This window comes from Parundibacterium terreum (assembly GCF_014636315.1).
Classification (GTDB): domain Bacteria; phylum Pseudomonadota; class Gammaproteobacteria; order Burkholderiales; family Burkholderiaceae_D; genus Undibacterium; species Undibacterium terreum.
The window spans coordinates 149539-162783 of sequence record NZ_BMED01000005.1 but is presented as its reverse complement, the minus strand read 5'-3'; the positions used below and the strand labels follow the sequence as shown (position 1 = coordinate 162783).

The window sequence follows — 13245 nt, the reverse complement described above, 5'->3', positions numbered from 1 at the left end:
AAAACCTGCGATAATAACAGGAATGCACCTTGCTCGTCAAAGACTTAGCGACATTATCCGCGAAGCACACACATTTATTCAAGCAAAATTATAAAAATGTCACTCAACACCCTTGCCGGCAAGCCCAAAACAAGGCTTATCCTCGGCTCCAGCTCGATTTACCGCCGCGAACTCTTATCCAGATTGCAATTACCTTTCGAAGTCATCAGCCCCGATATCGACGAAACCCCACGTGCCGGCGAAACGCCGGAACAAACCGCCCTGCGACTGGCAAAGGAAAAAGCACTCGCCATCGCCAGGAAGGCACCCGATGCGTTGATTATAGGATCAGACCAGGTCGCCACGCTGGACGGTGAACAAATCGGCAAGCCGGGCGATCATGCCAACGCATTGAAACAATTGCAGAAAATGCGCGGGCGCGAAGTCATTTTCCATACTGCCCTGTGCCTGCTCAATGCAGCCGCGCCGGAATCGGAATACGGCACACAATTGATCAATGTACAAACCCTGGTCAGCTTCCGTGATTTGCCGGATGCCGAGCTGGACGCTTACCTGCATATAGAACAACCGTATGACTGCGCCGGCAGCGCAAAAAATGAGGGCTTGGGCATCGCTATTATAGAGAAGATAGAAAGCAGCGACCCCACTGCCCTGACCGGCCTGCCGTTGATTGCACTAACGACGATGCTGCGTCATGCAGGAGTAAACTTCTTCGCCGGCAGCAATCCATCAACCATCCAACAAAATAATTAAATTTCAAGAAAATGCCAGGCACACTTTATCTCATTCCCAATACGCTGGGTTACTCAGAAGGCCAACAGGAAGGCCTGCTGGCACGCATCATCCCCGACACGGTGCAAAGCATGAGCGCCAACTTGCCTTACCTGATTGCAGAAAACGCCAAGACCACCCGCGCCTACCTGAAACTGTTGGCGCAAAATCACCCGCTGGGCAGAGCCTTGCAAGAAATCCAGATCAGCGAATTGAACGTCAACACCCCGGAAAAAGACCTCGAAGCCTTGCTCGCGCCGTTAGTTGCGGGCCATGATGCCGGCCTGATTTCGGAAGCCGGCGTTCCGGCAGTCGCCGATCCCGGCGCCAACCTGGTGCGTCTGGCGCATCAGCGCGGCATCACGGTAAGGCCACTGGTCGGCCCTTCCTCACTGTTGTTGAGCCTGATGGCCAGCGGCCTGAATGGACAAAGTTTCGCCTTTCACGGGTACTTACCAACCGATGCCGCCCTGCGCAGCAAGCGCATCAAGGAACTGGAGGAGCGTTCAAAGAAAGAGAAGCAAACCCAGTTGCTGATAGAAACACCCTATCGCAACGCCGCCATGCTGGAAGCGTTGGCGACTAGCTGCAATAGCAACACTTTGATCTGTGTTGCCACCGACCTCAGCCTGCCGACCGAATCCGTGCAGACCAAAACCGCGACCGAGTGGAAAGCGCGCCTGAAATCAGGGCAAGCACCGGATTTCCATAAAAAACCTACTGTGTTTTTATTCCTGGCGGACTAAATCAGGCAATCAGCCCGGAACTAGCCTCACCGCAACCGGGACTATATTTTTAGCTGTTTGAAGCCTGCTTCAACCTTAATCCCGGATATGCGCTAGCATAGCGTGCTGAGTAGCATATAAACAATCATAAGCAACAACACACAGGCATGGCTCCGCAAGCAATACTTCACTGGCAAGCGGAGCCTCCCCATTTTTTTCCAAGGAGACCGGAATGCTGAATTTTGATTTTTACAACCCTACCCAGATCTTGTTTGGAAAAGGCCGCATCGCCGACCTGAATAAAGTCGTGCCTGCGGACGCGAAAGTACTGGTTTTGTATGGCGGCGGCAGCATCAAGCAAAACGGTGTATTTGATCAGGTGATGGCGGCACTGGGCTCGCGCTCCGTCGTCGAGTTCACCGGCATCGAACCCAATCCGACCTACGAAACCCTGATGGGTGCGGTCGATCTGATCAAGAAAGAAAACATTGATTTCCTGCTGGCAGTCGGCGGCGGTTCCGTGATTGACGGCACCAAGTTCGTCGCAGCGGCGGCCTGTTTTGAAGGCGACGACCCATGGGCCATCCTGGAAAAACGCGGCAGCAATATCACCAAGGCCTTGCCTTTCGGCTCTGTGCTGACATTGCCGGCAACCGGCTCTGAAATGAATAGCGGCAGCGTCGTTACCCGCAAATCGATCAAGGCGAAGATGGCTTTCTCCAGCCGCCATTGCTTCCCGCAATTCTCGGTGCTGGACCCGACCACGACCTTTACCCTGCCCGTACGCCAGATCGGCAACGGCGTGGTCGATGCCTATGCACACGTGATGGAACAGTACATGACTTACCCGGTCAACTCGCCGGTGCAGGACAGGTTTGCCGAAGGCTTGTTGCGGACCTTGATCGAAGAAGGCCCGAAAGCATTGGCCAATCCGGAAGACTACGACACCCGCGCCAATATCATGTGGTGCGCCACGATGGCATTGAATGGCGTCATTTCCACCGGCGTGCCTCAAGACTGGGCTACGCATATGGTAGGCCATGAGCTGACGGCGCTGCACGGCCTGGATCATGCGCAAACCCTGGCCATCGTCTTGCCTAGCATGCTGCGCGTGCGCAAGGAAAGCAAGCGCGCCAAGCTGCTGCAATACGCAGAGCGCGTATGGGATCTGCGCGACGGCGACGAGAACAGCAGGATAGATGCCGCAATTGCCCGCACTCAGGAATTCTTTGAGTCAGTCGGCGTCAAGACCCGTTTGGGCGATTATTCGCTCAATGCCGGCAACATCGATCCTATCCTGTCGGCACTGGAAAATCACCGCATGGTGGCCTTGGGCGAAAACCGCGATGTCACGCTGGATGTCAGCCGCAAAGTGTTGGAATTGAGTCTGTAATTTTGCGCTAAGCTTTAATCAGCAACAAATCAAAAAGCCCCCCGATTTTTTTTCGGCGGGCTTTTTATTTTGGCTTGCGTGGTCCGACACGGCTTTACATTCCCGGCCGTCTGCCATGATAGGCGTATTCCAGCAGCGCGCGTATCGCTGCTTTTTCAATCGGTCGAGGATTCGCATACGCATTTTGCGTTGCAATTTCACTGCAACGATCCAGCTCCGCTTCCGGCATGCCGATTTCCTTCAGGCTCATAGGCACCTTCAGCGACAGCGCCAGATCATACACACCCTGGGCAGCGCCGGATGCTCCCAGGGCATCACCAATGCGCTGCATCGCAACCGGCGCCGCCTGCGCATTGTAGTGCAGTGCATGCGGCAGGACGATGGTATGCGTCTCGGCATGTGGCAACCCGTAGCTGCCGCCCAGCGTATGGCACAGTTTATGGTGCAGACCCATGCTGACGCTGCCCAGCACCGAGCCGCACAGCCATGCGCCATACAAAGCTGCGCTGCGCGCCTCCAACTCATGCGGCGCATCCATCAATTGGGGCAAGGCTTGCGCCAGCGCGCGTATCCCCTCCTGCGCCATCAGCGAAGTGATGGGATTGCCGTCGTGCGCATACAGGCCCTCTGCGGCGTGGGCTATCGCATTGATGCCGCTGGTCGCGGAAATCTGCGCAGGCAAATCCAAGGATAGCTCAGGATCGTAGATCACGGTCTTCGGCAACACGCGCGCATCGCGGCCGGTCTTTTTCAAGCCGGCTTCGGTAATGCCGTAAATCGGCGTCATCTCGCTGCCGGCATAGGTGGTCGGGATCGCCAGGATAGGCAAGGACGATTCCAGTGCGATTGCCTTACCCAGGCCTATCGTGGAACCGCCGCCGACGGCAATCGCACAATCGGCATTCAGCGCCTGTGCATGCTCCCTGGCCTGCCGGGCCACTTCTATCGGCACATGCATTACTGCACCGTCGAAAATACCGGCGCAGCGGTTACCGAGCAGTTCAGCGATACGCTGCGCCCCTTCGCGCTGGCGCGGTGTGCACAGCACCAGCGCCCGCTGCGCCCCTAGCGCCTCCACTTCCCGCACCAGATGCTGCAAGCTGCTGGCGCCAAACACGATACGGGAAGAACTACCGCTGTAAATAAAATTTTGCATGTCTATGCTGCCTTGCCAGCCTGTACTGGATTCAACACAAAGTCGAAGTCCAGCGTATAAAACGGTACGTCAACACGGCTGCCGTCCGGCGCAATACCGGCCTCATGCCACACCCAATCGGCAATCAAGGAAGAGCGCACGCCGAATACCGCGTCCGAATCCAGATATTGATCGCCGTCGCGGAATACATGGGTAATCAAAGTTTCATAGCCCTCCGCCTTGATCAGGAAATGCAGATGCGCAGGCCGCCACGGGTGGCGCGACAGCGCTTTCAGCATGCGACCCACTGTGCCGTCGTAAGGAATAGGATAGGCCTCGGCCCTGACGGAACGGAAATGGAATTCTCCCTGCGGGCCGCTGCGGAAAGTTCCGCGCCCCTGGTGAGCTTCCAGATGCTCATACTGCACGTCATAAAACCCGTCGGCATCTGCCTGCCATACTTCCATGCTGGCATGCGGTACCGGTTCGCCGTTGATATCGCGTACGGTACCGCGCACGAAACAGGGCTCGCCCTTTACGCCTTCAGCAACATTATCGCCCAGCGCATATTCCGGAGAACCTTCTACGTGAAAAGGACCGAATACCGTCGATTCCGTACAGCCCTGCGGCTTGCGATTATTCAGCGCTGTGACCAGCATCGATAAACCCAGGGTGTCGGACAGCAGGATAAATTCCTGCCGCTTGTCGGAACATATCTGCCCGGTCTCGGTCAAGAATTGTATGCCTGCAAACCACTCTTCCTCGGTCAGCTTCACTTCGCGGGCAAAGGAATGCAAGTGCTGCACCAGCGAGGTCATGATCTCGCGCAGCCGCTCATCCGGCATCGCCGCATGGCGGGCCAGCACGGCCTGGGTAATATTGTCTTCGTCCAAATTTCTCATGTTTCGTGTCTCCATCGACTCTTTTTCATTGCCTGAGGTACTATAAACGCATCAATATTGGAAGAAAATGGCGATTTTGCAAATGTCTTTTCCGCTGAGTGGAAAACTGAGAAGCTGAGAGTAGAGGAACATGGATCGCTGGAGCGAATTTGAGCTGTTTGTACAAACGGCGGAGCTGGGCAGCCTGTCCCGCGCGGCAGAGGCCCTGGGCATGTCCAATGCGGCAGCCAGCCGCGGACTGGTCTCGCTGGAAAACCGGCTGAACGCCCGACTGGTGGAACGCAACACCAGGCGGCTAGGGCTGACACAGGCCGGCGAGATTTTTTACCGGCGCTGCAAGAGCATACTGGCCGACATGAAAGAGGCGGAAGCCACCACCAGCGCAACCACGGTCGTCGCCAGCGGCACCTTGCGAATTACCGGGTCACTGTCATTTTGCATGAAGCATATTGCACCGCTGCTACCGGAATTTACGCGGCGCTATCCGCAAATTAATGTGCAACTGGATGCGGCAAACCGCTACTTCGACCTCATAGAGAGCGGCATAGACATCGCAATCAGGACCAAGGAATATGAATCCGATTCCAATATCACCGTGCGCAAGCTGGCGTGGACCCGGCGCATCCTGGCCGCATCCCCGGCCTATCTTGCGCGCAACGGCACGCCAACCAGGCTGGAAGAACTATCCGCCCATAAGCTGCTGACCTACACCCATGCCAACAACCCCAGCGAATTGCACCTCAGCCGCGATGGCAAGACCAGGATCGTCAAAGTGCAGAGCCTGTTGGAAGCCAACGACGGCCAGATCTTGCGCTCAGCGGCACTGGAAGGCCTGGGCATCCTGGTCCAGCCCAACTACATAGTCTTTGACGACGTTGTTGCCGGCCGCCTGGTGCCGGTGCTGGACGACTGGGACTTGCCGCGGCTGGCGATCAATATCGCGTACCAGAATCGCAGCCACCTGCCCGCCAGAACCAGGGTCTTCATTGATTTTATCGTCCAGCATTTCCAGGACATGGATTTCGAGCGCAAGTGGACAGCTAAATTTGCAAATTAAAAAAATCTTTGCACAAGAAAAAAGCGCCCTTTCGGGCGCTTTTGTTTGCAGATGCAGAAAATAAGCACCGCCTGCAATGGCTTCAGACGCCTATCTTTTCCAGCATCCCACCCAACTCCCTCAGCACCGGCTCCAGGCGCGGATGCTTGGCAGCAAACTGCGCAGATAAAGCCTGCGAGCGTTCGGTCAATCCCGCAAAGATAGGATCATCCGGCGATTTCTCGGCGCTCAGCAGATGCTGGATATCGCCATCCAGTTCCTGCAGCAAGGTTTTGAGCTCGCCATCCACTTCATCGGTGGAATTAAGACCTTCATGCAGTTGCTTCAGTAAGTCCTTCAGATTTTCTCTGTCCATGCCCGGTCTCCTTTTGGCTCTGGGAATATTTACACTTTCAGTTTAGTACGTCTAGGCATTAAAGACCAGCGCTATTGCTTCTGAAGCAATGCCCTCTTCCCTGCCCAGATAGCCCAGACGCTCGTTGGTCTTGGCCTTGATATTGACCCTGTTTGCATCCAGGCCCAGGTCGGCTGCGATGTTTTCCACCATGGAGCCTATATGCGGCGCCATTTTCGGCGCCTGAGCGATGATGGTTGCATCCACATTACCGATCAGATAACCGGCCTGGCGTACGCGGGCAGCGCACTCACGCAGCAAGACACGCGAATCGGCACCTGAAAACTGCTTGTCGGTATCTGGAAAATGCCGGCCTATGTCGCCCAGTCCAGCCGCGCCAAATAGCGCATCGGTGATCGCATGCAGCAAGACATCCGCATCGGAATGCCCCAGCAAGCCGGTGCTGTGCGGAATAGTTACGCCGCCAATGATCAGTTTGCGCCCCGGCACCAGCGCGTGGCAATCATAGCCCTGGCCTATGCGAAATGGTGGCATCGGCGGTATCGGTGGTAACGATGGTGTTGGTGTAGTCATTGCATCCTTGCTTCAAATTAAAAGTGCTCTTCTTGCCCGACCATGCAGGCTTTATGTCATTCAGCCCTGCGCCGCACCAGTGGCCCAGGCCTTGCGTATCTGATGTCCGCATTCGACAGATTCCAGCGCTGGCCGCTGGCCCTCACCACTCAATATGGCACCCAGCAAGTTGGCGCGCGCAATCACCCCATAGTAGGTCCGGCTGGCATCTATCCAGGGATAAAAACCGAATAGGCCGGCACTGCTGAATGCGCCATCGCCATTTTGCGGATCGTCTTCCACCCAGTGCCCCAGGCTGTAATGCCAGCTCAGGCGCGACGGGATAGGCGTACTCGCCGCCTGATCGCAAGTTGCAGGGTTGGTGCAGACTGCATGCGACCCCAGCATGGAAGACAGCGCCAGCTTGCCGGATAACAGCATGCGCAGAAAATCGGCATAGGTGCTGGCGCTGCCGACAATGCCGCCCGCAAGCTGAGGCTGGCTAAAAGACACGGGAATGCCGGTTCCCAGTACCTTGCGCATTTGCGCCGCGAGAGCATGATTATCCAGCGCACCCAAGCCATTCAGCGCCGCATGCTTTTGCATATGGCCACCATTATAAAAAAATTTTCCTTTGGTGGCAGCATCCTGATTTCCATTCGTCAGGGTTTTCAGGCAGCTATCAACGGTATCGGACGACAGGCAGCGTTTGAAGCGCGTATATCCGCTGCGAAAGGTCAGGAATTCAATATCCTCGGCTGTCAGCTTCCCTGCCCGTAATTCCGCTACGTATGCCGCATAGATCCATTTGGAGGACGATGCAATCGGCATCAGCGTATCCGCCTGCGGCGCCCGCAAGCCGACCCGGCCGTGCGCCAAGGTTTTTTCGGCATCGCCTATTTCCCAATAAAACGGCTTGGCCGAGCGGCAGCTTTGGCTACCCTCCGCAGTCGATTGTGCCGCCTGCGCTCTTTGCGCCAACGAAAGATCCGCCGCGCTGGCCTGCAGCGACGAGGCTGCAATCAACAACGCGCACAGCGCCAGACGCGCCATGTTCCACTTGAATCGCATTGCTCCTCCTTTTTTATGAACCTGCTTGTATGCTTGCTTATATGCCTGCTATTCGTAATCCTGCGCACCAGCCAATTGCATCAGTTTTGCTTTACGCCGTCATTTTGCCCGGATACATATAATTGCGCCAAGGCAAGATCAGACGGCAAGGTCACTTTTAAATTGCGCGCGTGCCCCTCAACCAATAAAGGCACAAGCCCGGCAGCCTCGATCGCACTGGCCTCATCAGTGACCTCGGAAGCTGCATCCAATGCATCGCAGAGTACACGGTAGCGGAACATCTGCGGCGTCTGTGCCAGCCACAAGCCATCCCTTGGCACCGTAGTGACTGTGCCGCCCGCCACCCGTTTGACGGTATCCACTACCGGCAAAGCCAGCAAGCCGCCTACCGCATGGTCCGCCACCTGCTGTATCAGTTTGGCGATCAAGGCCGGGGTCAGTCCCGGCCGGGCCGCATCATGCACCAGGACCCAGTCATCCTCTGCAATCTCAAGGCCGGGCAGGTTTTTCAGCGCTTCCAGTCCATTCCTGACCGATTCCTTGCGGGTATCGCCGCCGCATCTGAAAACGGACAAATCAGCCCGGGCCAAGGAAGAAACGCCAAGTGCGTCATCCACATAGCCATCCTCGGCACTGACCACTACGGCAGTGTGCGCGATTTGCGGTGTATTCAGGAAGGCGTCCACCGTATGTTGCAGGATAGGCACACCGGACAAGCTTAAATATTGCTTCGGGGTGGCGCCACCCATGCGGGAACCGACGCCAGCGGCAGGGATCAGTGCAAAATAACGGGCCTGACCAGATTTTTTGAGGCTTTGGGGACTATTCATTAAGTGATAGCTGAGCGGTAAATGTAAAGGCTTTCAAAATACGCCTTCGTTTATAATGTAGCTCTCATTCTAAAGTCAAATCGGGTCTGTGGCTCTTTTGCAGACCATAGCTGTCATTCACTAATGTCATTTGATCTCATAAAAGCTTTACCCAAGGCCGGACACAGAGTAGCTTTACCCCAGCTTCATGGCTCCGCCGACGCTTACGCACTGGCGCAGGCAGCCGCCTCCCTGAAAGCCCAGCAACGCCTGTTGACGGTATTTGTCGCCAATGCGACCGACGGCCAGCGTCTGCTGGATGAAATTCCCTGGTTTGGTGCGGCCCATAGCTTGCGCTGCCATCTGCTGCCGGATTGGGAAACCCTGCCTTACGACGCCTTTTCCCCGCATCAGGACCTGGTCTCCGAACGCCTGGCCACGCTGTACGAGATACAAAGCGGCCATTGCGACGTGCTGATCGTACCGGTCACTTCCGCGGTGGTAAGAATGGCTCCGCCGTCTTTCCTGGCGGCCTATACCTTCTTTTTCAAGCAGGGCGAAACCCTGGATGAAGCCAGGCTGAAAACCCAGTTGACGCTGGCTGGCTATACCCATGTTTCACAAGTGATGTCGCCGGGCGAATATTCGGTGCGTGGCGGACTGATCGACCTGTTTCCCATGGGTTCTGCACTGCCCTACCGGCTGGACCTGTTTGGCGACACGATAGAAACCATACGCACTTTTGATGCCGACAGCCAGCGCTCGCTGTACCCCGTCAAGGAAGTGCGTCTGTTGCCCGGCCGTGAATTTCCCATGGATGAGGCAGCACGCACTGCATTCCGCAGCCGCTGGCGCGAGCAATTCGAGGGGGATCCTTCCCGTTCCGCAATCTACAAGGATATTGGCAACGGTATCGCGTCTGCCGGTATTGAATACTATCTGCCGCTGTTTTTTGAAGAAACAGCCACGCTGTTCAACTACCTGCCCAAGGAAACGACGTTTGCGCTGGTCGGCGATATTGACGAGGCTATTCAGCGCTTCTGGGTAGATACCCGCTCCCGCTATCAATTCCTGAAATCCGACCGCGAGCGGCCCATCCTGCCGCCGGAATCGCTGTTCCTGCGCGATGAAGATTTTTTCGCGACCTTGAAACCGCATCCTCGCTGGGCCATACAAAGTGGCGGCGCAGCGTCGGAAATATCGGCGCCCATTCCCGATGTCGCAGTCAACCGCCGGGCCGACGATCCGCTGACCAATCTGCGTTCTTTCCTGCTGCAAACCGGCAAGCGCGTGATGATCTGCGCTGAAACTCTGGGCCGGCGCGAAACCCTGCAGCAATACTTCACCGAATACAATATCAGCCTGGATCTGTGTGAAGGCTATACCGACTTCATTACCTCAGATTCCAAGCTGGTGCTGGGCGTCGCGCCTTTGCACGCCGGTTTCATGCTGGCCGAAGACCTCGCCTTCATTACAGAAACCGAGCTGTATGCCGGCTCGGGAAAACGGATAGGACGCAAAAAACAGGAGGCCGTGACGCAGGTCGAGCACATGGTGCGCGATCTGTCCGAACTGAAGATAGGCGATCCTGTCGTTCATAGCAACCATGGCATAGGCCGCTACATGGGCCTGATCAGCATGGACCTGGGTGAAGGCGAAACCGAGTTCCTGCATCTGGAATACGCCAAAGACACCAAACTCTATGTGCCGGTCGCGCAACTGCACGTAATCTCGCGCTACTCCGGCGCATCTCCCGATGATGCGCCCTTGCATGCACTAGGTTCCGGCCAGTGGGAAAAAGCCAAGCGCCGCGCCGCACAGCAGATACGCGATACCGCTGCCGAACTGCTGAACCTGTATGCGCGCCGTGCTTTGCGCCAGGGTCATGCGTTTGAGTATTCTGCCAGGGATTACGAGACCTTTGCCGACAGTTTCGGCTTTGAAGAAACTGCCGACCAGGCCGCTGCCATCAAGGCCGTGATTGAAGACATGACCTCCGGCAAGCCTATGGACAGGCTGATCTGCGGCGACGTCGGCTTTGGCAAGACCGAGGTTGCGCTGCGCGCGGCATTCGTAGCCGTCATGGGTGGCAAGCAGGTTGCCATCCTGGCGCCGACCACGCTGCTGGCGGAACAACATGCACAGACCTTCGCTGACCGTTTCGCCAACTGGCCGGTACGCATTGCAGAGTTGTCACGTTTCCGCACCTCCAAGGAAATTACGCAAGCGATGAAAGGCATGGGCGACGGCACGATAGATATCGTGATCGGCACGCACAAGCTATTGTCGGATGACGTGAAGTTCTCGCGCCTGGGCCTGGTCATCATCGACGAGGAGCACCGCTTTGGCGTGCGCCAGAAAGAAGCGCTGAAGGCGCTACGCGCCGAGGTTGATGTACTGACACTGACCGCCACCCCTATACCGCGTACGCTGGGCATGGCGCTGGAAGGCTTGCGCGATTTTTCCATCATCGCAACTGCCCCGCAGAAGCGTCTGGCAATCAAGACTTTTGTCCGCAGCGAGGGCGAATCGGTAATACGCGAAGCCTGCCTGCGCGAACTGAAACGCGGCGGCCAGGTGTATTTCCTGCACAATGAGGTAGAGACTATCCAGAACCGCAAGGCAATGCTGGAAGCCCTGCTGCCTGAAGCACGCGTCGTAGTCGCTCACGGCCAGATGAATGAGCGGGACCTGGAAAAGGTCATGCGTGATTTCGTTGCGCAGCGGCATAATATCCTGCTGTGTACGACCATTATTGAAACCGGTATCGACGTACCGACCGCCAACACCATCATCATGCACAGGGCCGACAAGTTCGGCCTGGCACAGTTGCACCAGTTGCGCGGCCGTGTAGGCCGCTCACATCACCAGGCTTATGCCTACCTGCTGGTGCATGACCTGCAAAGCCTGACCAAGCAAGCCTCGCGCCGCCTGGATGCCATTCAGCAAATGGAAGAACTGGGCAGCGGCTTTTACCTGGCCATGCATGATCTGGAGATTCGCGGCGCTGGTGAAGTGCTGGGCGACAACCAGTCGGGCGAAATGCATGAGATCGGTTTCCAGATGTATTCCGATATGCTCAATGAGGCGGTACGCTCGCTGAAAAACGGCAAGGAACCCGATCTGGCAGCGCCACTGTCCACAACGACCGAGATCAACCTGCATATCCCTGCCCTGCTGCCGAATGATTTTTGCGGTGATGTCCATGAACGCCTGTCCATCTATAAACGCCTGGCCAATTGCAGCAAGCAGGATGCCATAGACGATATGCAGGAAGAGTTGATAGACCGCTTCGGCAAATTGCCGGAACCGGTGAAAGCGCTGCTGGAAACGCACAGGCTGCGCATAGCAGCCAAGCTGCTGGGCATCATCAAGATTGATGTGCACGGCGAAGCCGCTTCCCTGCAGTTTGAACCCCAGCCGCCGATTGACGCCATGCGCATCATCGAGCTGGTACAGAAAAACAAGCACATCAAGCTGAATGGGCAGGACAAGTTGCGCATCACTGCCAATATGCCTGACCTGGCCTCCCGCGTGGCCCAGGTCAAGACGACGATGCGCGCATTGCACTAAGACTAAACTAGACTGAAGATTTTGCCATGAACCTGATCCTGCAGGGACTCAATCCCGATCCCACTACCCTGGCACGTGTTGCCGCACTCACGCATGCACGCAGCATTGTTTCCATCAACGCAAATGCGATGCGCTGCGAAGGATTCAGCTATACCGGCGAACTGCGGGCGCAGATAGAAGCTGAAGCCTATGCGGCGCAACTGGATGCGACCTTCATCGATGCCGGGCGCAAGCTCAGCGATTTCAAGCTGGTGGCGATGGACATGGATTCCACGTTGATCACGATAGAATGCATCGATGAAATCGCTGACATGCAGGGCCTGAAACCGCAAGTGGCCGAAATCACGGAAGCCGCTATGCGCGGCGAAATCGAATTCCGCGAAAGCCTGATACGCCGCGTGGCACTGCTCAAGGGTCTGGAGGCAGGTGCATTGCAAAAGGTGTATGACGAGCGCCTGCAGCTATCGCTGGGTGCGCAAAAAATGCTGAATGCGGTACAGTTTGCGGGTCTGAAGACCCTACTGGTCTCCGGCGGCTTTACCTTCTTCACCGACCGCATGAAAACCCGCCTGGGACTGGATTACACCCATTCCAACGTCCTGGAAATAGAAAGCGGCAAGCTGACCGGCAAGGTTATAGGCGGCATCGTCGACGCGGATGAAAAGCAGCGTACGGTGGAACGCATCTGCATAGAGATGGGCATAGAAACCAGCGAAGCCATCGTCATGGGTGACGGCGCCAACGACCTGAAGATGATGCATATTGCCGGCTTGTCGGTCGCCTTCCGCGCCAAACCCGTCGTCAGGGCCCAGGCCAACGTGGCCTTGAATTTTGTCGGATTAGATGGCATCCTGAACCTGTTTTCTTAGGAGCTTTGCAGAATACCTGGATACAGTCGTACT

General features: G+C 56.3%; 12 protein-coding genes. 6 read left to right on the top strand and 6 right to left on the bottom strand.

The genetic code is table 11. The annotated features are described in order from the left end of the window. Window positions 1-96 precede the first annotated feature (96 nt). The 3 genes from IEW12_RS21485 to IEW12_RS21475 all read left to right on the top strand — a co-directional run bounded on the left by IEW12_RS21485 (window position 97) and on the right by IEW12_RS21475 (window position 2889). Window positions 97-753, top strand: a complete 657-nt coding sequence (locus tag IEW12_RS21485; protein WP_188568172.1) for a Maf-like protein — start codon at window positions 97-99, stop codon at window positions 751-753. 11 nt (window positions 754-764) lie between these two features. Beyond that, window positions 765-1517 (top strand): SAM-dependent methyltransferase, encoded by a 753-nt coding sequence (locus IEW12_RS21480; protein WP_188568171.1) that lies wholly within the window; start codon window positions 765-767, stop codon window positions 1515-1517. A gap of 211 nt (window positions 1518-1728) precedes the next feature. Continuing rightward, window positions 1729-2889: an iron-containing alcohol dehydrogenase gene (locus IEW12_RS21475; RefSeq protein WP_188568170.1), complete on the top strand. Its 1161-nt coding sequence runs from the start codon at window positions 1729-1731 to the stop codon at window positions 2887-2889. A gap of 94 nt (window positions 2890-2983) precedes the next feature. Here the strand turns inward: IEW12_RS21475 and IEW12_RS21470 are convergent, their stop codons facing one another. After that, complete coding sequence (locus tag IEW12_RS21470; protein ID WP_188568169.1) at window positions 2984-4045, bottom strand: maleylacetate reductase; 1062 nt, start codon at window positions 4043-4045, stop codon at window positions 2984-2986. Between the two features lie 2 nt (window positions 4046-4047). Next, complete coding sequence (locus tag IEW12_RS21465; RefSeq protein ID WP_188568168.1) at window positions 4048-4926, bottom strand: intradiol ring-cleavage dioxygenase; 879 nt, start codon at window positions 4924-4926, stop codon at window positions 4048-4050. Between the two features lie 130 nt (window positions 4927-5056). Between IEW12_RS21465 and IEW12_RS21460 the strand changes: the two genes are divergently transcribed. Beyond that, window positions 5057-5983: a LysR family transcriptional regulator gene (locus IEW12_RS21460; RefSeq protein WP_188568167.1), complete on the top strand. Its 927-nt coding sequence runs from the start codon at window positions 5057-5059 to the stop codon at window positions 5981-5983. 82 nt (window positions 5984-6065) lie between these two features. On the opposite strand, the gene IEW12_RS21455 is transcribed toward IEW12_RS21460, so the two are convergent. The 4 genes from IEW12_RS21455 to ispD form a co-directional block, all read right to left on the bottom strand. Continuing rightward, window positions 6066-6338 carry a DUF4404 family protein gene (locus IEW12_RS21455; RefSeq protein ID WP_188568166.1) on the bottom strand — a complete coding sequence of 91 codons (273 nt, stop codon included), beginning with the start codon at window positions 6336-6338 and terminating at the stop codon, window positions 6066-6068. Window positions 6339-6389: 51 nt separating this feature from the next. Beyond that, the gene (gene ispF, locus IEW12_RS21450; protein ID WP_308789153.1) at window positions 6390-6911 is read right to left on the bottom strand and encodes a 2-C-methyl-D-erythritol 2,4-cyclodiphosphate synthase; all 522 of its coding nucleotides are present in this window, start codon (window positions 6909-6911) and stop codon (window positions 6390-6392) included. Between the two features lie 60 nt (window positions 6912-6971). Continuing rightward, on the bottom strand, window positions 6972-7961 hold the full coding sequence (locus IEW12_RS21445) for a hypothetical protein (RefSeq protein ID WP_188568165.1): 990 nt from the start codon (window positions 7959-7961) through the stop codon (window positions 6972-6974). Window positions 7962-8041: 80 nt separating this feature from the next. Further along, window positions 8042-8791: a 2-C-methyl-D-erythritol 4-phosphate cytidylyltransferase gene (gene ispD, locus IEW12_RS21440; protein WP_188568164.1), complete on the bottom strand. Its 750-nt coding sequence runs from the start codon at window positions 8789-8791 to the stop codon at window positions 8042-8044. 123 nt (window positions 8792-8914) lie between these two features. Here ispD and mfd point away from each other — a divergent pair, with 123 nt between their 5' ends. Further along, window positions 8915-12343 (top strand): transcription-repair coupling factor, encoded by a 3429-nt coding sequence (gene mfd / locus IEW12_RS21435; RefSeq protein WP_188568163.1) that lies wholly within the window; start codon window positions 8915-8917, stop codon window positions 12341-12343. A gap of 26 nt (window positions 12344-12369) precedes the next feature. After that, on the top strand, window positions 12370-13212 hold the full coding sequence (serB, locus tag IEW12_RS21430; protein WP_188568162.1) for a phosphoserine phosphatase SerB: 843 nt from the start codon (window positions 12370-12372) through the stop codon (window positions 13210-13212). The last annotated feature ends 33 nt before the right edge of the window (window positions 13213-13245 follow it).